Source organism: Pollutimonas sp. M17 (assembly GCF_025836975.1).
Classification (GTDB): domain Bacteria; phylum Pseudomonadota; class Gammaproteobacteria; order Burkholderiales; family Burkholderiaceae_B.
In genome coordinates this window covers 491,731-515,855 of sequence record NZ_CP107548.1, presented here as the reverse complement: position 1 = coordinate 515,855, position 24,125 = coordinate 491,731, and the positions used below count along the sequence as shown (strand labels likewise).

Annotated in this window: 22 protein-coding genes and 1 tRNA gene; 8 read left to right on the top strand and 15 right to left on the bottom strand. The window is 62.6% G+C overall.

Annotation, left to right across the window (positions count from 1 at the left end):
* Positions 1–114: 114 nt before the first annotated feature.
* Positions 115–387 carry a helix-turn-helix domain-containing protein gene (locus OEG81_RS02450; RefSeq protein ID WP_264131137.1) on the top strand — a complete coding sequence of 91 codons (273 nt, stop codon included), beginning with the start codon at positions 115–117 and terminating at the stop codon, positions 385–387.
* Here OEG81_RS02450 and OEG81_RS02445 read toward each other — a convergent pair.
* A complete protein-coding gene (locus tag OEG81_RS02445; RefSeq protein WP_264131136.1) occupies positions 314–802 on the bottom strand; it encodes a hypothetical protein in 489 nt (162 codons plus the stop codon). The genes OEG81_RS02450 and OEG81_RS02445 overlap by 74 nt on opposite strands.
* Before the next feature lie 76 nt (positions 803–878).
* Here OEG81_RS02445 and gshA point away from each other — a divergent pair, with 76 nt between their 5' ends.
* Positions 879–2,450, top strand: coding sequence for a glutamate--cysteine ligase (gene gshA / locus OEG81_RS02440; protein ID WP_264131135.1), 1,572 nt, complete (start codon positions 879–881; stop codon positions 2,448–2,450).
* Positions 2,451–2,492: 42 nt separating this feature from the next.
* On the opposite strand, the gene OEG81_RS02435 is transcribed toward gshA, so the two are convergent.
* Entirely contained in the window at positions 2,493–3,260 is a 768-nt protein-coding gene (locus OEG81_RS02435; protein ID WP_264131134.1) for an SDR family NAD(P)-dependent oxidoreductase, read from the bottom strand.
* 124 nt (positions 3,261–3,384) lie between these two features.
* On the opposite strand from OEG81_RS02435, the gene OEG81_RS02430 reads away from it, so the two are divergent.
* Complete coding sequence (locus OEG81_RS02430; protein WP_264131133.1) at positions 3,385–4,299, top strand: LysR family transcriptional regulator; 915 nt, start codon at positions 3,385–3,387, stop codon at positions 4,297–4,299.
* A gap of 7 nt (positions 4,300–4,306) precedes the next feature.
* Here the strand turns inward: OEG81_RS02430 and OEG81_RS02425 are convergent, their stop codons facing one another.
* From OEG81_RS02425 to OEG81_RS02410, 4 genes are all read right to left on the bottom strand, one after another.
* Positions 4,307–4,618 (bottom strand): hypothetical protein, encoded by a 312-nt coding sequence (locus OEG81_RS02425; RefSeq protein ID WP_264131132.1) that lies wholly within the window; start codon positions 4,616–4,618, stop codon positions 4,307–4,309.
* Positions 4,619–4,693: 75 nt separating this feature from the next.
* Positions 4,694–5,872, bottom strand: coding sequence for a zinc-dependent alcohol dehydrogenase (locus OEG81_RS02420; protein ID WP_264131131.1), 1,179 nt, complete (start codon positions 5,870–5,872; stop codon positions 4,694–4,696).
* Between the two features lie 120 nt (positions 5,873–5,992).
* A complete protein-coding gene (locus OEG81_RS02415; RefSeq protein WP_264131130.1) occupies positions 5,993–6,958 on the bottom strand; it encodes a Bug family tripartite tricarboxylate transporter substrate binding protein in 966 nt (321 codons plus the stop codon).
* A gap of 64 nt (positions 6,959–7,022) precedes the next feature.
* A complete protein-coding gene (locus tag OEG81_RS02410; protein WP_264131129.1) occupies positions 7,023–7,949 on the bottom strand; it encodes a dihydrodipicolinate synthase family protein in 927 nt (308 codons plus the stop codon).
* A gap of 146 nt (positions 7,950–8,095) precedes the next feature.
* Between OEG81_RS02410 and OEG81_RS02405 the strand changes: the two genes are divergently transcribed.
* On the top strand, positions 8,096–8,920 hold the full coding sequence (locus OEG81_RS02405; RefSeq protein ID WP_264131128.1) for an IclR family transcriptional regulator: 825 nt from the start codon (positions 8,096–8,098) through the stop codon (positions 8,918–8,920).
* Between the two features lie 47 nt (positions 8,921–8,967).
* Here the strand turns inward: OEG81_RS02405 and OEG81_RS02400 are convergent.
* Positions 8,968–9,042, bottom strand: a tRNA-Arg gene (locus tag OEG81_RS02400).
* A 241-nt stretch (positions 9,043–9,283) separates the two neighbouring features.
* On the opposite strand from OEG81_RS02400, the gene OEG81_RS02395 reads away from it, so the two are divergent.
* Entirely contained in the window at positions 9,284–10,204 is a 921-nt protein-coding gene (locus OEG81_RS02395) for a c-type cytochrome (RefSeq protein WP_264131127.1), read from the top strand.
* A 153-nt stretch (positions 10,205–10,357) separates the two neighbouring features.
* On the opposite strand, the gene OEG81_RS02390 is transcribed toward OEG81_RS02395, so the two are convergent.
* Complete coding sequence (locus OEG81_RS02390; RefSeq protein WP_264131126.1) at positions 10,358–11,893, bottom strand: 3-hydroxyacyl-CoA dehydrogenase; 1,536 nt, start codon at positions 11,891–11,893, stop codon at positions 10,358–10,360.
* Positions 11,894–11,948: 55 nt separating this feature from the next.
* Positions 11,949–13,169: a CaiB/BaiF CoA transferase family protein gene (locus OEG81_RS02385; RefSeq protein ID WP_264131125.1), complete on the bottom strand. Its 1,221-nt coding sequence runs from the start codon at positions 13,167–13,169 to the stop codon at positions 11,949–11,951.
* A gap of 158 nt (positions 13,170–13,327) precedes the next feature.
* Between OEG81_RS02385 and OEG81_RS02380 the strand changes: the two genes are divergently transcribed.
* The 3 genes from OEG81_RS02380 to OEG81_RS02370 all read left to right on the top strand — a co-directional run bounded on the left by OEG81_RS02380 (position 13,328) and on the right by OEG81_RS02370 (position 15,479).
* Positions 13,328–14,308: an NAD(P)H-dependent flavin oxidoreductase gene (locus tag OEG81_RS02380; protein ID WP_264131124.1), complete on the top strand. Its 981-nt coding sequence runs from the start codon at positions 13,328–13,330 to the stop codon at positions 14,306–14,308.
* Complete coding sequence (locus OEG81_RS02375) at positions 14,305–15,042, top strand: enoyl-CoA hydratase-related protein (protein WP_264131123.1); 738 nt, start codon at positions 14,305–14,307, stop codon at positions 15,040–15,042. The genes OEG81_RS02380 and OEG81_RS02375 overlap by 4 nt, the downstream gene beginning before the upstream one ends.
* A gap of 203 nt (positions 15,043–15,245) precedes the next feature.
* Entirely contained in the window at positions 15,246–15,479 is a 234-nt protein-coding gene (locus OEG81_RS02370; RefSeq protein WP_264131122.1) for a hypothetical protein, read from the top strand.
* Between the two features lie 95 nt (positions 15,480–15,574).
* Here OEG81_RS02370 and OEG81_RS02365 read toward each other — a convergent pair whose 3' ends face one another.
* From OEG81_RS02365 to atpD, 6 genes are all read right to left on the bottom strand, one after another.
* Entirely contained in the window at positions 15,575–17,710 is a 2,136-nt protein-coding gene (locus tag OEG81_RS02365) for a UvrD-helicase domain-containing protein (protein ID WP_264131121.1), read from the bottom strand.
* 11 nt (positions 17,711–17,721) lie between these two features.
* Entirely contained in the window at positions 17,722–19,761 is a 2,040-nt protein-coding gene (locus OEG81_RS02360) for a primosomal protein N' (protein WP_412034157.1), read from the bottom strand.
* A 389-nt stretch (positions 19,762–20,150) separates the two neighbouring features.
* A complete protein-coding gene (gene hemE, locus OEG81_RS02355; protein ID WP_264131119.1) occupies positions 20,151–21,221 on the bottom strand; it encodes a uroporphyrinogen decarboxylase in 1,071 nt (356 codons plus the stop codon).
* Positions 21,222–21,248: 27 nt separating this feature from the next.
* Entirely contained in the window at positions 21,249–22,055 is an 807-nt protein-coding gene (locus OEG81_RS02350; RefSeq protein ID WP_264131118.1) for a hypothetical protein, read from the bottom strand.
* Between the two features lie 177 nt (positions 22,056–22,232).
* Positions 22,233–22,658: a F0F1 ATP synthase subunit epsilon gene (locus OEG81_RS02345; RefSeq protein ID WP_264131117.1), complete on the bottom strand. Its 426-nt coding sequence runs from the start codon at positions 22,656–22,658 to the stop codon at positions 22,233–22,235.
* 9 nt (positions 22,659–22,667) lie between these two features.
* Positions 22,668–24,089, bottom strand: coding sequence for a F0F1 ATP synthase subunit beta (gene atpD / locus OEG81_RS02340; protein ID WP_264131116.1), 1,422 nt, complete (start codon positions 24,087–24,089; stop codon positions 22,668–22,670).
* Positions 24,090–24,125 lie beyond the last annotated feature (36 nt).

Genomic DNA, 24,125 nt, shown 5'->3' with positions numbered 1-24,125 from the left:
GGAGCCGCCCGCCGGCTGCTGCGCATTTGTCCGTATCGGTTTTACCTTAGTGATAAAACTTGATACATTCCATCAATAAATGTAAATAATACCGGGGACAAGGAGGAGTAGCCCATGAAGCCGCTCACGCAACGGGAACTGTCATGCCTGCAATGGGCGGCGCTCGGCAAGACCAGTTGGGAAATGGGGATGATCCTGGGCCTGACCGAAAGAACCGTCAATTTCCATATTCATAATGCGTGCCGAAAGCTCGGTGTCCATGGACGGCAGGCCGCCATCACCGCCGCCTTGCAGGCGGGCTTGCTGCCGGGACTTATCGGCTCGGTTCCACGCCATGCAAAAATTCGGCCGCCTGCGGCTCGGGAAAGCGGTCCCGCGCGGCGGTGACGATGCCCTCCACCAAACCTTGTCCGGTCAACCAGGCCCGGGCCTGCAGCGTAATGGCGCCGTCGGGCGATTCGCCCTCGATGGTGAACGATTCCCCCGATACCGGTATCGTTTGCGGCGGTTCCTGACCCAGGTTCCTGTATAGGGAGCCCACCACGGCGGCGGCGAATTCCTTGCGGACGGCCTCGTCCGCCCGCAAGGCTTCGGGCAGCGCCGCATAGGCCACCGTGAACAGGGCGCCGTCCACCGTTGCGCTCGTCATGCTGAACGCAATGGCATGCCCGGAAAAGGGCAGGCTGCGTTCTTGAGTCACCGGCTTGTCGGGAAAAAAAGCTGTCACGGCGCCGCCCGCCACGGTAAGCTGGCGCCAGTTATATTGGGGCGAACAGGCCGCCAACAGACTGGACAGCAGCATAATCAAACCTATACGTATCACGGCCACACCTCAGGTAAAATCGCCTGCGACAAAGACTTCTTTAAAGATACCCTGAATGACTTCAAGTAACCAACGCCTTGCCGTGCTGGGCTCACACCTGCCGGTGCTGCAAGGCATATTGCGCGGTATTGAAAAAGAAGGACTGCGCGTCACAGGGCAAGGCATGCTGGCGGCGACGCCCCATCCCAAAGCCCTCGGTTCGGCGCTGACCAACTCGCGCATCACCACCGATTACTCGGAAGCCCTGCTCGAACTGATCACGGAAACGCACGATTCTACCGAAAGCCTCGTGCAGGAGCTGGAACAGACGCATCGCTACGTCGCGCAGCAATTGACCGACGAGCTGATATGGAATCAGTCCATGCCGGCGCAGCTGCCGCCCGAGCCCGAAATTCCCATCGCATGGTATGGCACGTCCAATACCGGCATGCTCAAGCATGTATACCGGCGCGGGCTGGCCGAACGCTACGGCAAAGCCATGCAGTGCATTGCCGGCGTGCACTACAACTTCTCCCTGCCCGATGCCTTCTGGGACCTGATGGACATACCGGGCGCAAGCAAAAGCGAACAGCGCTCCAAAGGCTACCTGGCGCTCATCCGGAACTTCACCCGCTATTCATGGCTGCTGATGTATTTGTTCGGCGCCTCTCCCGCCGTATCGAAGAGCTTCATGCGCGGCCTGCCCCATCCCTTGCAGGAGCTGGACGCCGACACGCTGTACCTGCCCTATGCCACCAGCCTGCGCATGAGCGACCTGGGCTATCAGAATAAAGCGCAATCCGACCTGCAGCTTTGCTACAACGACCTGGAGACATTCCTGACGCGCATGCTGACCGCGGTCACCACGCCCTGGCCGGCGTACGAGGCCATCGGCACGCACCGCAACGGCGAATGGATACAACTGAACACCAACATCCTGCAGATCGAGAACGAGTACTACTCGAACATTCGCCCAAAGCGCGCCACCGGCCGGTGTGAGCGGCCCGCCACGGCTCTTGCCGAGCGCGGCGTGCAATACATCGAGGTCCGTTGCCTGGATATCGACCCCGAATCGCCCATAGGCATCTCCGCCGCCACCAGCCGCTTCATGGACGCCTTCCTGCTGTTCTGTGCCGCCGAGCAAAGCAAGCTGTTTCCCAACAACGGTTTCTGCATGGACAGCCACGACAACTTCAGCCTGGTCGTCAAGGAAGGCCGCAAGCCCGGCCTGGAACTGATCAACCAGAACATGCCCACCACCCGCGAAGAATGGGGCGCCGAACTCATCGAAGGCATCGCTCCCTATGCTCAGTTGTTGGACCAGGCCAAAGGCGGCGATCTATATGCCCAGGCATTGGCCATCCAGGCGGAAAAGGTGCGCGACAGCGGCAAAACGCCTTCCGCCCGCCTGTTGCAGGCCTTGCGCGACCAGAACCTTAGCCTGCACGATTATTCGCTCAAGCGCAGCATCGAACACCGCGACGCCCTGCGCGCGCAAGCGCTGGAACCGGCTGTGCAGGATGAGTATGAAACAATCGCCCGGGAATCGATCGCCGAGCAGAAAAGGCTGGAAGACGGCGACACCGAGGACTTCGACAGCTATGTGGCGCGCTACCACGGCGCGCTCAAGAAACCGGTAAAAGTCTGATCTCAAGGGCTGCGCCGGCAGCCCTTGCCTTCGCCTCTTCGATCAAAGCATCATGCCGCCCGACACTTCGATGCGCTGGCCGGTGACCCAGCTGTTGCCGTCGGAGAGCAGCGCCGCCACGGCGCCGCCCACGTCGTCCGGCAGGCCGACGCGGCCCAGGGTCGTGACGCTGGCGATCTGCGCATTCACCTGTGCGTTGTCGCGCACCACGCCGCCGCCGAAATCCGTCTCGATGGCGCCGGGCGCAATCGTGTTGACGGCAATGCCGCGCGGCCCCAGTTCCTTGGCCATATAGCGGGTCAATACTTCTACGCCACCCTTCATCGCGGCATACGCCGCATAGCCGGGAAAGGTGAAGCGCGCCAGGCCGGATGACGTGTTCACGATACGCCCGCCATCCTCGATCAGCGGCAGGAGCTTCTGAGTCAGGAAGAAGGTGCCCTTCAGATGGATGTCGACGAGCAGATCGAACTGATCTTCCGTCGTTTCGGCAAAGGACGCCTGAACGCCAGCCCCCGCATTGTTGACCAGGTAATCGAATCGATCGCGCCGCCAGGTTTCGGACAGGGCGCTTTCCACGCGCTGCGCGAACGCCTCGAAGCCTTTGCTGTCAGCCATATCCAGCCGGAGCGCCACGGCACGGCGGCCCAGCTTTCCGATCTGTTCCAGGACCTCTTGCGCTTTCGCTTCATTGTCCTTGTAGGTCAGGATCAGATCGACCCCTTTTTCGGCGAGTTTCAGGGCCGCGCTGCGGCCCAGGCCCCGGCTGGCTCCCGTGACGAGCGCAATGCGAGTGCTGGATTCGGTCATGGTGTTCTCCTTGGATTGAATGAGTGGTGCTTCAAGTCGTTCCAGGAAACTTTAGTCGTTCTCCCAAAAAGGATAAACAGCTTGAACGACACCAAACTGTTCTCCTGAAACGTACAATGTACGAATGGATCTGAACAGTTTGCGCATATTCGCCCGGGTCGCCGAGCTCGGCAGCTTTACGCAGGCCGCCGACCAGCTGGGCTTGGCAAAAGGCCGCGTTTCCATGGCCGTGCGGCGTCTGGAGGCGCATGTGGGGGCACGGCTTCTGCATCGCAGCACCCGCCATGTCAGGCTCACCACCGACGGAGAGCAGTTCCTTGCGGGGTGCAAAGACCTGATCGCCGATGCCGAGCAACTGCAAGCCATGTTCCAGCCGGCGCATAGCGGTTTGCAGGGCCGCCTGCGCATCGACCTGCCCAATACCCTGGCCCGCGACCTGATCATCCCCAGGCTGCCGGAGTTTCTGTCCGCCCATCCCTTGCTGGAAATAGGAATCAGCACCACGGATCGCCATGTCGATGTGGTGCAGGAAGGATTCGATTGCGTGTTGCGGGTCGGCCCGCTGGCCAGCACCGACCTGATCGCCCGCCCGCTTGGCGCCATGGCCATGTGCAATCTGGCGAGTCCCTCCTATCTGCAGGCGCACGGGACGCCCAGCACCCTGTCCGACCTGTCGCGGCACCGGCTCATTCACTATGCCGCCACGCTCGGGGCGCAAGGGGCCGGCTGGGAATGGCAAGACGGGGACGCCGTGCGCGTACATCCCATGCGAAGCACTCTTGTCGTCAATGGCACGGACGCCTACCAAGCCGCCTGCCTGGCCGGCCTTGGGCTTATCCAGGCGCCTGTTCTGGGAGCCCTGCGCCTGCTGGCTGACGGCTCACTGGTAAAGGTCATGCCCGGATTCACCGCCCCGGCCATGCCGGTGTCGCTGCTGTATCCGCAGCGGCGCCAGCTGGCGCCTCGTGTAAAAGCCATCCTGGATTGGCTGGCGCACGTGGTCGAGCCTTATCTGGCACAATCGGCGGCGGCCGGTTGAATCCCCGCTACTTCTTCATGCCGGACTCGTCCGCCGTATTTCCATCGTCCGGATCCACAGGGTGTTTTGCCCGCTCGACATCCGGCGCATCCGCCGTACCCTCCGCCTGTGTGGCGGCGTAGTCGCCCTGGCCGGGGCGCTGCCCGCTGCGGGCGTCCCGGTCGGCCGCCGCCGTGCCGCGATCGAAAGCAGGCCGCTCTCCCGATTGCCTGGACGGAGGACGATCCATATCGGGCTTGCGTTCCTTGTCGGCCGACTCATTCCGCGGGCGCGGCGCTTTGGCATTCGGATCGGGTGTATTCGGATCAAGTGCAGTCATTGCAAGGACCTCCATGTTGGCAACGCTGCCGGCCACGCAGCACATTGCATACCCGCCCCCCGGAATCCCCCGCCTTCAGCCCTGGCCGGGCTTGAGCACCACTTTGATGCAGCCGTCCTCTTTGTCCCGGAACGTCTTGTACATCTCGGGCCCCTGCCGCAGGCCCACATTGTGGGTGATGACGAACGATGGGTCTATCTGCCCCTCGACGATGCGTTGCGCCAGGTCATCGGCCCAGCGATTCACGTCGGTCTGCCCCATGCGCCAGGTCAGCCCCTTGTTCATCGAGGCGCCGAAGGGAATCTTGTCTATCAGTCCGCCGTATACTCCGGGAATCGACAATATGCCTCCGGGCCGGCATACGTAGATCATTTCCCTGAGCACATGGGGCCGGTCCGTCTCGAGCATCATGGCCTGCTTGACGCGGTCGTAAATGGCGTCGAACGACCGCGTTACATGCGATTCCATGCCCACCGCGTCAATGCATTTCTCCGGGCCATGGCCGGAGGTCAGTTCGCCCAGGCGGTCGAGCACGCTTTCTTCGTCGAAGTTGATCGGGATGGCGCCACCCTCCTGCGCCATGGCCAGGCGCTCTGGAACACGGTCTATCGCAATGACTTGCCTGGCACCCATGATGACGGCGCTGCGTATCGCCATCTGCCCGACCGGCCCGGCGCCCCACACCGCCACGGTATCCGTTGGCAGGATGTCGCATTGGGCGGCTGCCTGCCAGCCAGTCGGCAGGATGTCGCCCAGGAATAGCGCTTTTTCATCAGACAGGCCTTCGGGCACCTTGATATGCGTCGTGTCTGCGAAAGGCACTCTTACGTACTCGGCCTGGCCGCCCGGGTATCCGCCCGTCAGATGGGTATAGCCGAAGAGGCCCGCGCAGGTGTGGCCAAAGAGCTTGGCCGCCGCCTCGGCGTTGCGGTTGCTGCGCTCGCAAAGAGAATAATGGCCTCGCCGGCACTGGAAGCACTCTCCGCAGAAGATCGTAAAGGGTATCACCACCCTATCGCCGGGGCGCAGCGCCTTGTTCTCCTTGCCCACCTCCATCACCTCGCCCATGAACTCGTGCCCCATGACGTCGCCCGATTTCATGCCGGGCATGAAACCATCGAACAGATGCAGGTCGGAGCCGCAGATCGCGCAGGACGACACTTTAAGAATGGCATCCCGTGGATGCTCGATGACGGGATCCGGCGCCGTGTCGTACCGTATATCCCGCTTGCCTTGCCATTGAAGCGCTTTCATTGCCGGGGCTCCTTTCAAAGTAAGCTGCCGGCGGCGTGCAGCAAGCAAGGTGCCCAGGGCGCTTTGGACCTCAGGAACAGGAAAGCAGCCTTGCGGCTGCTTCCACGCGCATGCTGCGGCTTACTGGGCTTTGATGCCATTGGCGATTATTACTCTTCGCCATTTTTCGATTTCAGCGTTGATCAGGCTGCCCATTGCCTCGGGCGTGCTCCCGGCCAGATCCGCACCCAGTATCGACAGCCGCTTGCGTAGATCAGGGTCTTGCATGACCTTCACTATTGCGTCGTTCAGGCGTTTTACGACGTCCTTGGGCAAGTCTGCCGGGCCGATGAATCCAAACCAGGCGGTGACGTCGAATCCCGGCACTCCACTTTCCGCGATGCTCGGCACTCCTGGCAACGCCGGGTGGCTGGTCGGCGTACTGACCGCCAGAATACGCAGCTTGCCGCTTTTCACATAAGGATCGAGAGGTGGCGCGCCGCTGCAAAGTACCGATACGCGGCCGGCGACCAGATCGGCGGCGGCGGGCGCTCCGCCCTTGTAGGGCACATGCGTCATTTCCAGTTTCGCCATGTCGACCAGCATGGCGCCGCAAAGATGCTGGATCGAGCCGTTGCCGGCCGAAGCGTAATTGAGCTGGCCTGGTTTGGCCCGTGCTCGCGAGATCAGGTCGGATACCGACTTTATGCCCTGCTCGCTGTTGGCGGCCAGCACCAGGGGATAAGTGGCGATCAGGCTGATTGGGGTGAAGTCCTTCGGAGTTTCGTAAGGCAGCTCCGGCTGCAAGCTTGGATTGATGGTGAAGTCCGGCGTAGCCAGCATGATGGTATAGCCATCCGAAGGGGCTCTGGCCAGCACCCCCGTCCCGATGATGGTGCCGGCGCCGCCACGGCTCTCGATGACGATAGGCTGCCCCAGAATTTCACCAAGCTTCTCTCCGATCACACGGCCGACGAAATCGGTCGTGCCTCCCGCCGCGAATGGAATTATCATCCTGATGGGCTGGTTCGGGTAGCTTTGGGCCGCCGCGATGCCGGTCAGGCAAAGCGAGGCGGCCATAAGCGCGGTGGATAGTATTTTTTTCATTGAAGTCTCCTCAACATTGACAGCCTGCGGCGCCCGGCGACATGCCGGACCCCGGCTGCCTGGTTCAGTTAACGGGTGTCACCTTGTCCGCTCCCAGCAGTTCGGCGAGCGCAGCGCGCGCGTTGTGTTGCTGCTCTGCCGATGCCGGCGCAAGCGGAGAGCGAGGTTTGCCGACCGGGATGCCCTGAAGCGAAAGCACGTGCTTGGTGACAGCCAATCGGTTGTCCGCCGAGATGGCATTCCAGACCTTCAGCAGGCGGTTGTGCAGTTCACGGGCGCGCTCATGCTCGCCTTGCTGCACCAGGTTCCACATTTCCACGCAAGGGCCCGGTACCGCCGCCAGTATCTGCGATATCGAACCATGCGCTCCCATCGCAAGGGTCGGATATAGCAGCGCGTCGATCGCAGCGTAGATTCGCATCTCGGGCTCCGCCATCAGAAGCAGATCGGCCATCGATTTCACGTCGCTGGCGCTTTGCTTGACGCCAAAGATTCCCGGGACTTCGCGCATGAGCCTCAGTAGCAACGTCACCGAAAGGTAGTTCCAGGGGATGACGTTATAGATGATGATGGGGATATCCACCGCGTCCCGGATGGCGGCGAAGTGCCGGATCATGGACGCATCGTCATTCTTGTAGATGTAGTGCACAGGGGTGATCTGCAGCGCTGAAACCCCCAGATCCGATACCGCTTTGGCCTTCTGTATGGCTTCCCGCGTGCTATTGGCGATGATTCCGGCGATAACCGGCACTCGTCCGTTGGCCTCTTCGCAGGTGATGCCGACGACCCGCCGTACTTCTTCAGTGGAGAGCGCGTTGCCTTCGCCCGCGCTCCCGCCCGGAACCAGACCGTGCACGCCTTGGGCAAGCATGAAGCGCACCTCGTCGCGCAGGACGGATTCCACGATCTCTTCCTTCTCGTCAAAAGGAGTCAGCAATGGAGGAAGAATGCCGACGATGTCTTGCGGGGCGTAGCGTTTTGGGGATGCCATTTGGATGTCCTTCAAAAGAATGGTGATCTGAACCAGCCACGTCGAAGTGCGGTGGCTGCTTGACATGTTCATATACATGAACTATAGTATATGTTCATAAACATTATAGAGACAGGGCATCCCTTTCGCAATGGGTGTCCATTGCCATGAACGATCGTGTCAAATCCGCTACCCGCGTGCTCGACCTGCTGGAATTGTTTTCCGCCGCAACAGAACCGATGGGCGTCACCGAAGTGGCACGCAAAATGGATATCCCCAAAAGCAGCGCGCAGGCCTTATTGCTGACATTGACTGGACGGGGCTATCTTCTGCGCGACGAAGCCGGCTATCTGCTTCCGCTCGAACTTCGGGGGGGATGGGTAGGCGGACTGCGCACCAGGCTATTGGGTATTGCCGCCCCCATCCTCGCCAGCATGTCGCAAGAGAGCCGGGAATCCGCCTTCATCGGCAGCTTGACGGGAGAAGGAAAAATACAGTACCTGGCCAAAGCGGTAAGCCCCAACGAAGTCAGGTATGACGCCTCGCTCGAGCATCCGCGACTGATTCATTGCACGTCGATGGGGCTGGCCATCATGGCCCACTCCCTCGAACACGATCTGGCGCGGTGGCTGCAACCGAAGCACCTGACCAAGGTTACGGCACATACGCAGACCGACCCGGCACTCATCCGGCAGTCGCTGGCCAAGATACGTCAGCAAGGTTACGCTGAAGTCATGGATGCAAATGTCGAAGGCGCTTCGGGGGTTTCGGCACCGATATTCGGCCCCAACGGAAGGGTCATAGGCGCTCTCAACCTGGGTGCGCCCACATGGCGCTACGAACAAGGCCGCCGCATGTTGATCAAGATCGTGTGCCGAGAGGCTGCAAGCATCTCGCGTATCTTGGCGGGCGACGATATCCAGAAGGAAGAGCCGGAAAGAGTAAAGCCGTCGATCAACCCGGCGACACAGAAGTCAGGAGCGCGCCCATGAAGCGGCTGGCGTTGGCCGGCGTTCATCTGGGCGATCCGGATCGGCATTGGCGCGCCCGACAGGAATCGAACCTGTATCAAGAGCTTCGGAAACTCTCATTCTATCCATTGAACTACGGGCGCAGGGTCGTCATTGTAGCGTGTTTGCGGGAAAACTTTTCAAAGCCGGAAAACAAGCGCGGCAACACGGTGCCGCGGCCGCCGCGCACCCATCCATGCATTGAAACAGTAGTCTAGTTATAATCGTTTATTCAGGAGCTTCCGGAAACCCCGCGTGCAAGCGCAAAGTCCAGTCTCCTGTAGACAGACCATCACAGAATTCAGGCCTTGGCGCCCTCAGACTAGGAACACGCAGGATTCGATTATGAACAATACGGAAGAACACGTCGAAGAGACCATCGAGGAGCACGAAGGTCTCATCAAAACGCCTAAGCAACTGATCGTAACCGTGGTTCTGGCCTTCATTGTGCCGATTTTCATCATCATGCTGCTGGTCAACCTGGTCGCCGCCAGCTCCCAGATGGGCACCGGCTCCGACGCCCAGACGGACGAAGCCATCGCCCAACGCATCAAGCCCGTCGCCGGCTTCAGCCTGGTCGACGCCAACGCACCCAAGGTTTTCAAGACCGGCCAGCAGGTGTTCGAATCCACCTGTACCGCGTGCCATACCGCCGGCGTGGCCGGCGCGCCCAAGATCGGCGATGCCGCCGCCTGGGCCCCCTTCGTCAAGGCCGGCTACGAAGACATGGTCAAGAACGCCATCCATGGCATCGGCGCCATGCCTCCCAAGGGTGGAAACCCCTCGCTAAGCGACTTTGAAGTGGCTCGCGCCGTCGTCTACATCGCCAACAAGTCCGGGGCTTCGTTCGACGAACCCAAGGAACCGGCCGCCGAAGGCAAGGCCGAAGAAGCCGCCAAACCGGCCGCCGCCGCTCCAGCCGCGGCTCCGGCGCCCAAGGCCGAGGCGGCTCCCGCCGCGCCGGCCGCGGCCCCCGCCGCCAAGGCCGAAGCGCCCGCCGCACCCGCCGCTCAAGCAGCCGCCATCGATCCCGCCGGCGAAAAACTGTACAAGGCCGTCTGTTTCGCCTGCCACGCCAGCGGCGTAGCCGGCGCTCCCAAGTTCGGCGACAAGGCCGCCTGGGCCAAGTATGTCGAGACCGGCATGGACGCCATGGTGCAGAACGCCATTCACGGTGTTGGCGCCATGCCTCCCCGCGGCGGCTCGCAAGCTTCCGACGCCGAAGTCAAGGCCGCTGTCGAATACATGGTGCACGCCGCCCAATAACCGGCATCGGCATCCACGGCAAAAAGCCGCAGCATGAAAATGCTGCGGCTTTTTTGCTTCAGCGGCCCTGGAACTGATGGAATGGCCTGCCGAATCCGGCCAGTCAACAAGAAAGCAAGGAAGGCCCCGTGGAAACAGGGCCTCTTGCGCACGTCAACGAGCGATGCAGGCGGGCTCGGCCCGCAAGGGCAGGCCCAGCTGCACGCGGCGCTGGAGCCAGGGGCTGGGCCGGTAGCGCATGTCGCCGGTCACGCGCTGCATGGCCCGAAGTATCTCCAGCACATGGGCGGCGCCCAGGGCGTCTCCCATGGACAGCGGCCCGCCCTTCGGATAGCCCAGGCCCAGCGATACCGCCAGGTCGATATCGGAAGGCGTTGCGATGGACTGCTGGGCAATGTCGCTGGCCACGTTCACGATGGCCGCAACGATGCGCTGCGCAACGAAACCGGCCGAATCGTCGATGACTGAAACGGGGCTGCCGTCACCGGCGAACAGGGCATGGGCCGCGTCGCGCCATTTCGGCTGCGTGGCCACCGAACACATCAACACCCGGCGGCGGCTCTGGTCCAGGCCGAAAAAGGTATCCAGCGCGACCGTGCGCTCCCCGTCCAGTTGGTGTTCTCCGACCACGGTGGCCGTGTCTTCGCCATAGGGCGTTACGATGATCAGCGCGTCGGCGGGCGGCGCCTCGGCCGCAACGACGCTGGCGCCCAGGCTCTTCAGCAAGGCCGCCGCGCGCTTGTGCCCTATCGAATGATACGGAGCCAGCCAAACCTTCAGGCCCTGTGGCAAGGCGGGGACGGGCGGTTCCGCGGGCACTTGCTTCTGGCCCTCGGGGTAGGCGTAGAAGCCCTCGCCGGTTTTTCGGCCCAGCAGCTTTCCGGCCGTGCGCACCGCCGCGATCGGCGACGGCCGAAAACGCGGCTCGTCGTAGAACTGCCGGTAGATGGATTCCATCACCGGGTGGGACACGTCCAGCGCCGTCAGGTCCATGAGCTCAAAGGGCCCCATGCGGAAACCCGCCTGCTCACGCATGATCGCGTCGACCTGGTAGTACGGGGCGACCGACTCCTGGGCCGTCTTCAGACCTTCGATATTCATGCCGCGCCCGGCATGGTTCACGATGAATCCCGGCATGTCCTTCGCCCGCACAGGCGTATGGCCCATCAGGCGCGCCAGGTCCATCAGTGCGTCGCCGGCCCGAGGGTCGCTGCGCAAGCCATCGATGACCTCGACCACCTTCATCAGCGGCACGGGGTTGAAAAAATGGTAGCCCAGGACGCGCTGCGGGCGCTCGCAGGCCTGTGCAATCGCGGTAATGGACAAGGACGAGGTATTCGATGCCAGGATGCAGTCGGGCGCGACAATGCCTTCCAACTGCCGGAAGAGATCGCACTTCACGTCCAGTCGCTCGACAACGGCTTCGATGACCAGGTCAGCGCCGGCCATGGCCGGCAGATCGTTGCAGGCTGCAATGCGGGCCAGCGATTCCGCCGCCAGCTGTTCCGACAGCTTTCCCTTGGCGACCAGCTTGCCCCACATTTGCCGCAGATTTTCCCTGGCGGCCTCGATCGCCTGGAGGTTCAGGTCGAACAACAGCACATCCAGGCCCGCCTGCGCCGCGATCTGCGCAATTCCGCGCCCCATCGCGCCCGCGCCCACTATGCCTACCGTCTTGATGCTTTTCATTTCGTCTGCTCCTGATTCTTTATTGCGCGCCGCGCGGATTCGCTTAAAAGGCCACTTAAGAGGTCACTTCGCGGATTTCTTCATCCGAAAGCCCCAGCCGTTCGCGCAGCACCTTTTCGGTGTGTTCGCCCAGCAGCGGAGCCGCATGCCGATAATTGACCGGACTGTCGGAAAACCTTAAGGGGCTGGCGCCCACGGGCGCCTGTCCCGCGGCCGCGTGAGGCAATGTCCGCATCATGTCGCGCGCACGCACCTGCGGGTTGTCGTATACCTGGTCTATCGTGTTGATGGGCCCGGCCGGCACACCCGCGCTCTCCAGGGCTTGCAGCCAATGATCGCGCGCCTGGGCCTTCATCGCCTCGGCCAGCATGGGCACCAGCACCTCGCGATTGATGACGCGGTTCGAGTTGGTCCTGAACCGGGGGTCATCGGACAGCCCCGGCCGGTCGATGACCCGGCAATAGGCCTGAAACTGCGTATCGTTGCCCACGGCGACGATCAGGTGGCCGTCGGCGGCGGCGAACACCTGATACGGAACCAGGTTCTGATGCGCATTGCCGGCCCTCTTGGGCGCGGTACCGGTGGTCATGTAGTTCAGGTTCTGATTCGCCAGCATGGCGACCTGGCAATCGAGGAGCGCCATGTCGATGTGCTGGCCCAGGCCGCTGCGGCTGCGCTCATGCAGCGCGGCCAGTATCCCGACGGTCGAATACATGCCCGTCATCAGGTCGGCCACGGCCACGCCCGCTTTCTGGGGGCCGCCGCCGGGCAGGTCGTCGCGTTCGCCGGTGATGCTCATCAACCCGCCCATGCCCTGGATCATGAAGTCGTAGCCCGGGCGGCTGGCATAAGGGCCGGTCTGGCCGAAACCGGTGATCGAGCAATAGATCAGCGCCGGATTGATCGCCTTGATGCTTTCGTAATCCAGGCCGTACTTGCGCAAGCCGCCGACCTTGAAGTTCTCGACGAGAATATCGCACTGCCGGGCCAGATCGCGCACCAGTTCAGCCCCGCGCTTGCTGGAGATGTCCAGCGCCACCGATTGCTTGTTGCGGTTTGCCGACGCATAGTAGGCGGCTTCGGTGGTATCGCGGCCCTGAGCGTCCTTGATATAGGGCGGCCCCCAGCCGCGGGTGTCGTCGCCCGCGCCCGGGCGTTCTATCTTGATGACCTCGGCGCCCAGGTCGGCCAGGTTCTGGGTGCACCAGGGCCCTGCCAGCACACGCGTCAAATCGAGAACCCGGATTCCGGTCAATGGTGCTGGACGTAAAGACATGGCGACTGCGTGCTCGAAAAGTAAAACTGGTATTTTGCCTCATCTGGCGCGGACATGTTTCAAGCCCATCGGGCACACGCCCGGCCGCAGCGTGATTTGGCCCTAGAATACGACTGGACAATACGCCGACAGGCGACCATACCAAGGAGATACCCAGCATGCCACGCAGCACGGTTCAGGAGCTTTACCGCCATCTTGCGCTACCCGTCATCTCGGCGCCCATGTTCATCGTTTCGGGGCCTGAACTCGTCATCGCGCAGTGCGCCAGCGGCATCATCGGGTCCATGCCGGCGCTGAACGCCCGCCCCCAGGGCGTCCTGACCGAGTGGCTTACGCAGATAGAAACCGCGCTGGCCCGGTTGAAGGCGCAAGACCCGCAACGGGCCATCGCGCCCTATGCCATCAACCACATCATTCACAAGTCCAACGACAGGCTGGCCCAGGACCTGGACGTATGCGCGCATCACAAAGTACCGCTTATCATTACCAGCCTGCGCGCGCCCGGTGACGTGGTCGATACCGTGCACGGCTGGGGCGGCAAGGTTTTCCATGACGTGACGACCCTGCGCCACGCCCGCAAGGCATTGGATGCCGGCGTGGACGGGCTCATCCTGGTGTGTTCCGGGGCCGGCGGCCACGCGGGCACGCTCAGCCCCTTCGCCCTGCTGGCGGAGGTGCGGAAAATATACGACGGCCCCATCGCCCTGTCGGGATCCATCGCGCGCGGACAGGACATCCTGGCTGCGCGAGCCATGGGCGCCGACTTCGCCTATATGGGAACACGTTTGATCGCCAGCCATGAAGCCCGGGCCGACGAGGCCTACAAGCAGATGCTGGTCCAGTCGCAGGCCAACGACATCGTCTACACGCCCTTCTTTACCGGGATTCCCGGCAATTACCTGAAGCCCAGCATTGCCGCGGCGGGGCTGGATCCCGACAACCTGCCGGCTCCTGGCGCCGAGCACACCAATTTCGGCACCAGCCGCAGCAAGCCTTGGCGCGACATCTGGGGCGCGGGCCACGGCGTGGGCAGCATAGACAGCATCCTTCCCGTGCAGGAAATCGTGGAAAACCTCAAGGCCGAGTACCGCCAGGCCCACGCCCAGCTGGACGACCGTTTCCAGGGCGGCCAGGCATGATCCGCGTCATTCCCGGCCCCGCCTGCGTCACGCTGGTCATCGATCGCCCCGAGCGGCGCAACGCGCTCACCAATGCCATGTATGCGGATCTCGATCTGGCGTTGCAGGCGGCGCAGAAGGATCCGGACTGCAATGCGGTCATCCTGACCGGCTCGGACGGCCATTTCACGGCCGGCAACGACTTGTCCGAATTCCAGTCCCCGCGCGGCGATGGGGACAGCCCCGCCCTTGCCTTTCTGCGCCGGCTGGCCGGCATCGACGTGCCCGTCATCGCGGCGGTGGAAGGCCGGGCCGTCGGCGTGGGGGTGACACTGCTCCAGCATTGCGACTTTGTCTATGCCGCACAGGACGCCCTGTTCAGCCTGCCCTTCGTTTCGCTGGGCCTTTGCCCGGAAGGCGGCTCCAGCTTGTTGATGGCGCAGATGGCCGGCCCGCGCCGGACGGCGGAATGGCTGTTGCTGGGCAAGCCGTTTACCGCCGGCCAGGCCTGCGACAGCGGCTTCATTACCGCCGTGACGCCGCCGGGACAGGCGCTGGAGCGCGCCCGGCAAACCGCCGAGGAATTGGCCACCCAGCCGGGACAGGCCTTGCGCGGTTCCAAGCGGCTGCTGCGCCGGGCGGGCCGGATCGCGCTTGAACAGGCCTTTGATGCGGAAAGAGACCTCTTTGCGGAAAGGCTGCGCTCGGACGAGGCTCAAGCAGCCTTCCAGCGGTTTTTCGACAAAAGAAAGTAGGCGCCGGATGGGTCGGCTCCGCTCAAGGACAAGGAAAATGTCTGAAATCCGGGACTTTCGCTCCCAAGTGATACCTATAAACCACACTTCCCGATAAATTAGGGTTTACCCCTAGCTTTTACCTAGGGTTAACCCTATAATTACTTCTGTCAGCACATAACATTCTGTTCTGTCAGCACACAACCTGAATAGGTGAGGTAATTATGTCGGATCTTTCTTTCAACCAGTACAGCCGTTTGAGTGACTCTCTCGAGCGCGACTTGATGCGCAAAGCATTGACTGATGGAGAGTCTATTTCGATCGTTACCGCGGGCAAGAAGGCGCTGGCGTCCGTGAAGAAGTTTGTAATAGCCATGTCCAACTACATGATCGCTGTTACACAGGCCATGGACGAGGCCCGTGCCAAAGATGCTCGTTTTTCCCGGGCGCAGTGGTAAACCCAGGAATCTCGATCGAGCGCTGATCCTGGCGCTGTAGGCGAAAAGCCTGCCCATCTGGGTAGGCTTTTGTTTTTTGGGCGACCGAGTCCTGGTCAGGACTTGTTCAGCATGGCCTTCAACATGTCCAGCCGCTCTTTGGGGCTCAAGGCCTGAGTGGCGGGATCTTCCGTCACGGCAGCGTCGCCCAATCCCATTTCCTCGATGAAGCGCGAGCGCTCGCGTACGACATATTCGCGGGCGCGGCGGCGCTTCTTGCACCAGGTCAGGTGCAGGCTGCGCTGGGCGCGCGTAATGCCCACATACATCAGGCGGCGCTCTTCCTGCACACGCAAGACCAGCGCCTCGGCCGCCGTCGCCGGGTCCAGATCTTCCTCTTCGCGGCCCAGATGGGGCAGCAAGCCCTCTTCGACCCCCACCAGATAGACGTGGGGATACTCCAGGCCTTTTGAGGCGTGCAGGGTCGACAGCTTCACCGCATCGGGCTCGTCGTCGTCGCCCCGTTCCAGCATGGTCACCAGGGCGACGTGCTGGACCAGCTCCAGCAGGCCCATATCGTCTTCATCGGCCTTGCGCTTCAGCCAGCCGACAAATTCCAGCACATTCTGCCAGCGATTCTGGGCCGGACGCTCTTCGAGCGTGTCGTACAGATAGCGTTCGTACTGGATGGTGTTCAGCAAATCGTCCAGGATGGCGCCGGCGGAATCCTGGACCGCACCGTCCACGCCGGTCGCACCGGAGTCGTCGGAGCCTCCGGCGATCAGGCTGGCCTGGGCGGGACGCAGCAGCACCGCCCCCGCCTTGCGCCCGGCGCGTGCCTGTACGCGCTGTATGAATTCGGCAAACACAAGCAAGGGCTCCAGCTGCTTGCCGGCCAGCTTCTCCGCCGCGTCGATCTCGAAAACCGCCTCGAACAGGGATAGCTGCCGCTCGGCGGCGAACTGCCCCAGGGCCTGCAAAGTGGCCTGCCCTATTCCGCGCCGCGGCGTCGTGGCCGCGCGGATAAAGGCCGGGTCGTCGTTATCGTTGGCAATGAGGCGAAGATACGCCAGGATATCGCGTATTTCGGCTTTCTCGAAGAAGCTCTGGCCGCCGGATATCGTGTAGGGAATACGCAGGTTGCGCAAGGCCTGCTCCAGGATGCGCGCCTGGTGATTGCTGCGGTACAGGACGGCGAAGTCGCGCCATTCGGCCTGCCGCTCGAAGCGGGCGGCCGACAGACGCACCGCCACCGCTTCGGCCTCGACCTCCTCGTCGTCCATGGGCGTGACCTGTATGGCTTCGCCCACCCCCAGGTCGGACCACAGCTTCTTGCCGAACAGGTTGGGATTCTTGCTGATGACCTGATTCGCCGCGGACAATATTCTTTGCACCGACCGGTAATTTTGCTCCAGCTTGATCACCTGCAAGCCCGGGTAGTCGGTCGTCAGGTTGGCCAGGTTCTCGACCGTTGCGCCGCGCCAGGCATAAATGGCCTGATCGTCGTCGCCCACCGCCGTGAACATGGCGCGCTGCCCGGTCAGCCACTGCACCAGCCGGTACTGGCAGACGTTGGTGTCCTGGTATTCGTCCACCAGCAGGTAATGCACACGAGCCTGCCAGCGCCGCCTGACCTCTTCGTTGCGCTCCAGCAGCATGGCCGGCAAACGGATCAGGTCGTCGAAATCGACCGACTGATAGGCCGCCAGGGTCGCGCTGTAGCTGCGATAGACTTTGGCCGCCTCCACTTCGCTGGGCGACGATGCGCTGCGCTCCGCCGCGTCGGGATCCATGAGCGCGTTCTTCCACAAGGAGATGTTCTGCTGGACGGCGCGCAGCCGGGCCTTGTCGGTCGTGGCCAGAAGCTCCTGGATGATGGCCAGGGCATCGTTGGAATCCAGAATCGAAAAACTGGGCTTGAGCCCGGCATGGGCCGCTTCTTCACGCAAAAAACGCAAGCCCAGAGAGTGAAAGGTGCTGACCGTCAGCCCCTTCGCCAGCTTGGAATCGACCAGCAGCTTGACCCGTTCGCTCATTTCGCGCGCGGCCTTGTTGGTGAAGGTAAGCGCCACCACCTGCCTGGCCTGGTAGCCGCATTCGCGCAGCAGATAGGCGATCTTCTGGGTGATCACGCGTGTCTTGCCGCTGCCCGCGCCGGCCAGGACCAGGCAGGGCCCGTCCAGGTACAGCACCGCCTGGCGCTGCGCGGCATTCAGGTCGGGAGCAACGGTGTGGCCTCGCGAGGTGTTCAATGGCGGCCTTCCTATATTTCCAGCGGATCGACTTCAAGATTGCAGCGCACGCGGTGCGCGCGCGCCAGGTCGGCCACCGCGGGAGCCCACGTCGACAGAAACGCCTGCAAAGCCGGCCGGTTGGCGCTTTCCACCAGCAGTTGGGCGCGCTCCACATTGGCCACCCGGACAACACGCAGTGGTACCGGATCGTAAAGCGTAAGGGAGGGCGCCGTGGGATAGCCGGCGGCGTCTTCCTGCGGCAAGGCGCGGGCGCGCGCCAGGAATTCCAGCGCGTCCGCCAGCTTCCGGGACTCCGAGGTCAGCAAAGCCTGGTGGGCGTAGGGCGGCAGCCCGATGGCTTCGCGCTCATCCAGGGCATAACGGGCAAAGCCCTGATAGTCGTGCCGTATCAGGGCCTGGTACACAGCCTGTTCGGGATAATCGGTCTGGATGATGACCTCGCCGCCCTTTACATGGCGGCCGGCCCGCCCGGCCACCTGCATCAGTTGGGCGAACAGCCTTTCCGGCGCCCGGAAATCCTGCGCAAAAAGCATGGCGTCGGCATTCAGCACGCCCACCAGGCCCAGATTCGTGAAGTCGTGTCCCTTCGCGACCATTTGGGTGCCCACCAGCAGATCGACTTCGCCCGCGTGGACCTTGGCGAACAAGGCGGCCGCGCTGCCCTTCAGCCGGGTGCTGTCGGCATCGATGCGCGCGATGCGCGCCTGGGGGAAAAGCTCGGCCAGGTGCTCCTCGATGCGCTGCGTGCCGCGGCCCATGGGCTTCAAGTCCTGGTCGCCGCAGTCGGGGCAGGCATGCGGCACGCGTGCCTGATGGCCGCAATGATGGCATTGAAGATAATTGCGCCGGCCCGAGCCGCGATGCAAGACCGTATAGGCGGTGCAGCGGGGGCACTGGCTTACCCAGCCGCATGAGGCGCAATTCAGGACGGGGGCATAGCCGCGCCGGTTCAGGAAGATCAGCGATTGCTGCCCGCTGTCCAGCCGTTGACCCAGGGCTTCGATCAGCTGAGGCGAAAATCCCTGCTGCATCGCGAGGCGGCGGGTATCGACCAGACGTACCGAGGGCAGTTCCACGTCGCGTGCGCGTTGCGCCAGGGTATGGCGCAGGTAGTGGCCTTTGTCGGCGTGCTTCCAGCTTTCGAGCGAGGGCGTGGCCGAACCCAGGACCACGGGAATATCCAGGTCGCGGCCGCGCCAGACGGCCAGGTCGCGGGCCGAATAGCGCAAGCCATCCTGCTGCTTATAGGATGTGTCGTGCTCCTCGTCGACAATGATCAAGCCCAGATCGGGTACGGGAGCAAAAATGGACAGGCGGGTGCCCAGCAACACCCGGGCCTGCCCGCGCTGTATGCGCAACCAGGCCTGCAGGCGCTCGCCGTCGGCAAGGCCGCTATGCATCACGGCCAGCGCATCGGCCCCCGCCAGGCCGGCCAGCCTGGCCCTTAGGGATTGCTCAAGCTGCGGGGTCAGGTTGATCTCGGGCACCATGAACAGAACCCGCCGCCCGCGCCCGAGCACCGCCTGGATGGCATGCAGGTAGACCTCGGTTTTCCCGCTGCCGGTCACGCCGTGCAGGAGCACGGTCTTGTGGGTATGCAGCGCCGCAATCGCCTGGGCGGCGGCGGCCTGTTCGGCGTTCAGCTCAGGGGCCCGATCAGCCGCCACGGCGGCCGCCGGCGCGGGCTTGCGGCGGTCGAGCCGCTGGACCGGGCCGCCGGCGGAGCGCTTTCCCTGGTAGGCGGCAACCTTGCGCAAGCTCGGCGGCAATGCGGGCAGTATGACTTCGCCCAGGGGACGCTGGTAATACTGCGCGGCGAAGGACGCCAGGCGCAGCCAATCGGCGGGCAAAGGCGGCGTATCGTCCAGTAGCTGGTCGATCTCCTTGACCTGAGCGGGATCGAATGCGGGCTGGGGCGGCAGTCCCACCACCACCCCCACCAGCTTGCGACGTCCGAACGGCACGATGACCCGGGTGCCCACAGCGACCTGCGCGCCGGCCCGATAGTCGAATACCCCTTGCAAGGGAACATCCAGCGCCACCTGGATCCAGAACGCCGGCCGGTCGCCGATGTCGGCGGACGGCGAGGTCAGGGGTTCAGATGGGCTGGATGTAGGCATCAGTACTTAAAGTGAATTCTTGTTTAGCGTCTTAAATACCTGTCGCCGCGAGATTTCGATATCCCGCCAAGCAGGCTGTGGATAACTTTGGGGAAAATGCGGATGACAACTTTCAAAAAGTCAACGGCCGGAACAGAAAATTCTTGGAACCGGGTGGCACACAAAGATAATATTCTATTTAAAACAATAGCTTGCTTCTAAAACACAGGCGTCTGAAAGCCTGCCCAAGGGCCATGTTGCACAGCATCGTAAACTGTGAACAACCTGTATGCTCGGGCAGGAAAAATAAGGGTTTTACCCATTGTCTGCAAGCAGATTTAGTGCTTGGAACGGCTGTAGGTATGAACCTCGTCGACCAGGGCCTGGACGGCTGCCGGGGGAGTGAAACGCGAAATTCCATGACCCAGATTGAAGACGTGGCCGCCCTTTCCGACCATCCCGTAATCGTCGATGACCTTGCGGGCCTGGGCACGGATGGCGGCTTCGCCGCCGAACAAGGCCATGGGGTCCAGGTTGCCTTGCAGTGCAACAGAATCGCCCAGGCGCTGCCGGGCCTGGGCAAGGTTGGCCGTCCAATCCAGCCCGATGGCGTCGCAACCGCTGGCGGCGATGCCTTCCATCCATTGCGCGCCGCCCTTGGTGAATACGATGGCCGGCACGGCTCGCCCTTCGTGATGCCGGATCAGGCCTTGAACCACTTTTTGCGTATAGGCCAGGGAAAACTCCTGGAACAGGCCGTCGGACAGCACGCCTCCCCAACTGTCGAAGATCATGACGGCTTGCGCGCCGGCCTGGATCTGCGCATTCAGGTAATTCCGGGTCGTTTGCGCGTTGATCTCAAGAATGTGGTGCAGCAGGTCGGGCCGGCTGTAGAGCATGGTCTTGATCAGACGGTAATCGCTGGACCCCTGCCCTTCGACCATGTAGCATCCCACCGTCCAGGGACTACCGGCGAAACCGATCAGGGGTACTTTGCCGTCGAGCTCCTTGCGGATGAGCGATACGGCGTCAAAGACATACTGCAAGCGGGAGAGATCGGGCACCGTCAGCTTCCTGATGTCGTCCTCGTTGCGCAGGGGATGCGCGAACTTCGGGCCTTCACCGGCCAGGAAGTCCAGGCCCAGCCCCATGGCGTCGGGAACGGTCAGAATGTCGGAAAACAGAATGGCGGCATCCAGATCGAAGCGCAGCAAGGGCTGCAGCGTGACTTCACAAGCGTACTCGCGATTTTTCGCCAGCCCCATGAATGAGCCGGCGCGCGCCCGGGTTTCGTTGTATTCGGGCAGATAGCGGCCCGCCTGACGCATCAGCCAGATGGGCGTGTAGGGAACCGGCTCGCGCATGAGGGCGCGCAAGAAGACATCGTTCTTTAAAGTGGGTGCAGTCACGTCTATCCTTATTCAAGACTATTGATTTTACCCGTCTCTGGGGTGAGAGGGGGTCGGTTCGCGGCGGAAGGGAGCCGCATCGATTTCGTGCTTGCGCATGAGCGCCCAGAAAGCGCGCCGGTGCTTCTGGGCCGCCCTGGCGGCCATGGCGATATTGCCGGAATGGCGCCCCAGCGCCGCGGTGATGTAGGCGCGTTCGAAACGCTCGATGACCTGGCTTTTGGCCGCCCGGAAGGATTCGCGCGACGTGGCGCAGCGGGAAGCCGACGCAATGGCAAACGCTTCGAGCTCCATGCCGCTGCGCTGGAGTATGGTGTCGCACAAGGCGTCCTGCCCCGACCTGACCACGCCGCCCGCGACGATTCCATAGCCGGCTTCGCTTTCGGACAAGGCTCTTGCCCCGGCCGGCTGCGAGCTGAAGTAGCGCCGGGTGTCGAGCAGCCGCTCGATGCGGGCGCGAAGTTCTTCGATACACACCGGTTCACGCATGAAGTCGGCCAGCCCCAGGGAGTAGAGGTCGTTCAGGGCGGCAGCCTTCAGCCCCCGGACCAAGGCCATGAGCGGAGTCTGGACAATGCCCCCGGCGGTGGAAAGCGTGGTGCGCACCCAGGGCAGGCTGGATTCGGTCACGGGAATCAGGCAGGCGTCGAAACGCCGTAAGCGCATGGACAGATCGGCAAGCGCCCGCGCGGAGCCGGGCGCGCCTACATCGGCGCTGCAGTCGCCCAGTGCCTGCAAGTGCAGTCTGCCGCCGGCATGGGACCCCAGCCACGGCGCTACCCATTCGTCGCTGCATTCCGTGCGCAGGATGGCGCAATCCAAACGTTCTCTCATGGTGTGCTCCAGGTTATCGGACAGATAGCGCAAGAGTAGTGAGACGCCGGAACGGCAACAATCCGGAGTTCTCTTAACTCGGAAATTACCTAGGCGCCCAAGCCATGCGGCGGACAATAAAAAGGGTGCCCACAAAAGGGCACCCTTGGGGCGAGACCGGCCGGAGCCGGCCTGATGTCAGTGCGACCGGCGCGTCTGGCTGAGCTTGCGCGCAGCGGCGGCCTGGGCCGCCAGCATCGCGAGTTCGGCTTCGACCACGGCGATATCGGCCTTGTCCTTGGTATTGCGCAAGGCCTCTTCGGCTTGCTTGCGCGCCTCGAGGGCCTTGGCCTCGTCGAGGTCCTCGGCACGGATGGCGGTATCGGACAATACCGTGACCGCGCCAGGCTGGACTTCGAGTATGCCGCCGGCAACGAAAATGCTGACCTCGGAATCGTCAGCCAGGACGACCTTGACGGTCCCGGGCCGGATGCGCGAAATAAGCGGCGTGTGGCCGGGCAATATGCCCAGCTCGCCCGACTCGCCAGGCAGGGTCACGAACTTTGCCTCACCGGCAAAGATCGATTCTTCCGCGCTGACGACGTCAACATGCAAGTTGGCCATGTTGGTTCCTTATTGGATTTTCTTGGCTTTTTCGAAGGCTTCATCGATGGAGCCGACCATGTAGAAGGCCTGCTCGGGCAAGGCATCGCATTCGCCTTCGACGATCATCTTGAAGCCGCGCAGGGTTTCAGTCAAGGGCACGTACTTGCCGGGCGAGCCGGTAAAGACTTCGGCCACGTGGAAGGGCTGCGACAGGAAGCGCTGGATCTTGCGGGCGCGGGCAACGGCCTGCTTGTCTTCGGGAGAGAGCTCGTCCATGCCCAGAATGGCGATGATGTCGCGCAATTCCTTGTAGCGCTGCAGCGTTTGCTGCACACCACGGGCCACGGCATAGTGCTCTTCGCCCACGACTTGCGGGTCGAGCTGGCGGCTGGTGGAGTCGAGCGGATCGACGGCGGGATAAATACCCAGGGCGGCGATGTCACGCGACAACACCACGGTGGAGTCCAAGTGCTGGAAAGTCGTGGCGGGCGAAGGATCGGTCAAGTCATCGGCAGGAACGTAAACGGCCTGGATGGACGTGATGGAACCGGTCTTGGTCGAGGTAATGCGCTCTTGCAGCTTGCCCATTTCTTCGGCCAGCGTAGGCTGATAACCCACGGCGGAAGGCATACGACCCAGCAAAGCCGAAACTTCCGTACCGGCCAGGGTGTAGCGATAAATGTTGTCGACGAAGAACAGGATGTCGCGGCCTTCGTCGCGGAATTTCTCGGCCATGGTCAGGCCGGACAATGCCACGCGCAGACGGTTGCCGGGAGGCTCGTTCATCTGACCGAACACCATGGCCACTTTGGACTCTTTCAGGTTGTCCATCTGGATGACGCCGGCTTCAGCCATTTCATGGTAGAAGTCGTTGCCTTCGCGAGTACGCTCACCCACGCCGGCAAACACGGACAAGCCGCTGTGCGCCTTGGCGATGTTGTTGATCAGTTCCAGCATGTTCACGGTCTTGCCCACGCCGGCGCCGCCGAACAGGCCAACCTTGCCGCCTTTGGCAAACGGGCAGACCAGGTCGATAACCTTGATGCCGGTTTCCAGCAGTTCGACCGAAGGCGAGAGCTCGTCGAACTTGGGCGCGTCCTGGTGGATGGCGCGCACTTCTTCGCTCTGGATGGGACCGCGCTCGTCGATGGGGCGACCGAGTACGTCCATGATGCGTCCCAGTGTGCCTTCACCGACGGGCACCGAGATGGGCGCGCCCGAGTTGGCCACTTCCATGCCGCGGCGCAGGCCGTCGGAGGAACCCATGGCAATGGTGCGCACCACGCCGTCGCCCAGCTGCTGCTGCACTTCGAAGGTGAGTCCGGCTTCGGCGAAGTCCGAGCTGGTGTCGACGAGCTTGAGCGCGTCGTAGATTTTTGGAATGCGGTCGCGGGGGAACTGAATATCCACCACGGCGCCGATGCACTGAACGATGGTACCGTTGCTCATGTTTAGTCCTTGCTAAATATCTTTGACGGGATGCCT

What these genes read in the sequence shown, in the direction of transcription:
- OEG81_RS02450 (WP_264131137.1), top strand. Translation starts at nt 115, where the DNA reads ATGAAGCCGCTCACGCAACGGGAACTGTCATGCCTGCAATGGGCGGCG.
- OEG81_RS02445 (WP_264131136.1), bottom strand. Translation starts at nt 802, where the DNA reads ATGCTGCTGTCCAGTCTGTTGGCGGCCTGTTCGCCCCAATATAACTGG.
- gshA (WP_264131135.1), top strand. Translation starts at nt 879, where the DNA reads ATGACTTCAAGTAACCAACGCCTTGCCGTGCTGGGCTCACACCTGCCG.
- OEG81_RS02435 (WP_264131134.1), bottom strand. Translation starts at nt 3,260, where the DNA reads ATGACCGAATCCAGCACTCGCATTGCGCTCGTCACGGGAGCCAGCCGG.
- OEG81_RS02430 (WP_264131133.1), top strand. Translation starts at nt 3,385, where the DNA reads ATGGATCTGAACAGTTTGCGCATATTCGCCCGGGTCGCCGAGCTCGGC.
- OEG81_RS02425 (WP_264131132.1), bottom strand. Translation starts at nt 4,618, where the DNA reads ATGACTGCACTTGATCCGAATACACCCGATCCGAATGCCAAAGCGCCG.
- OEG81_RS02420 (WP_264131131.1), bottom strand. Translation starts at nt 5,872, where the DNA reads ATGAAAGCGCTTCAATGGCAAGGCAAGCGGGATATACGGTACGACACG.
- OEG81_RS02415 (WP_264131130.1), bottom strand. Translation starts at nt 6,958, where the DNA reads ATGAAAAAAATACTATCCACCGCGCTTATGGCCGCCTCGCTTTGCCTG.
- OEG81_RS02410 (WP_264131129.1), bottom strand. Translation starts at nt 7,949, where the DNA reads ATGGCATCCCCAAAACGCTACGCCCCGCAAGACATCGTCGGCATTCTT.
- OEG81_RS02405 (WP_264131128.1), top strand. Translation starts at nt 8,096, where the DNA reads ATGAACGATCGTGTCAAATCCGCTACCCGCGTGCTCGACCTGCTGGAA.
- OEG81_RS02395 (WP_264131127.1), top strand. Translation starts at nt 9,284, where the DNA reads ATGAACAATACGGAAGAACACGTCGAAGAGACCATCGAGGAGCACGAA.
- OEG81_RS02390 (WP_264131126.1), bottom strand. Translation starts at nt 11,893, where the DNA reads ATGAAAAGCATCAAGACGGTAGGCATAGTGGGCGCGGGCGCGATGGGG.
- OEG81_RS02385 (WP_264131125.1), bottom strand. Translation starts at nt 13,169, where the DNA reads ATGTCTTTACGTCCAGCACCATTGACCGGAATCCGGGTTCTCGATTTG.
- OEG81_RS02380 (WP_264131124.1), top strand. Translation starts at nt 13,328, where the DNA reads ATGCCACGCAGCACGGTTCAGGAGCTTTACCGCCATCTTGCGCTACCC.
- OEG81_RS02375 (WP_264131123.1), top strand. Translation starts at nt 14,305, where the DNA reads ATGATCCGCGTCATTCCCGGCCCCGCCTGCGTCACGCTGGTCATCGAT.
- OEG81_RS02370 (WP_264131122.1), top strand. Translation starts at nt 15,246, where the DNA reads ATGTCGGATCTTTCTTTCAACCAGTACAGCCGTTTGAGTGACTCTCTC.
- OEG81_RS02350 (WP_264131118.1), bottom strand. Translation starts at nt 22,055, where the DNA reads ATGAGAGAACGTTTGGATTGCGCCATCCTGCGCACGGAATGCAGCGAC.
- OEG81_RS02345 (WP_264131117.1), bottom strand. Translation starts at nt 22,658, where the DNA reads ATGGCCAACTTGCATGTTGACGTCGTCAGCGCGGAAGAATCGATCTTT.
- atpD (WP_264131116.1), bottom strand. Translation starts at nt 24,089, where the DNA reads ATGAGCAACGGTACCATCGTTCAGTGCATCGGCGCCGTGGTGGATATT.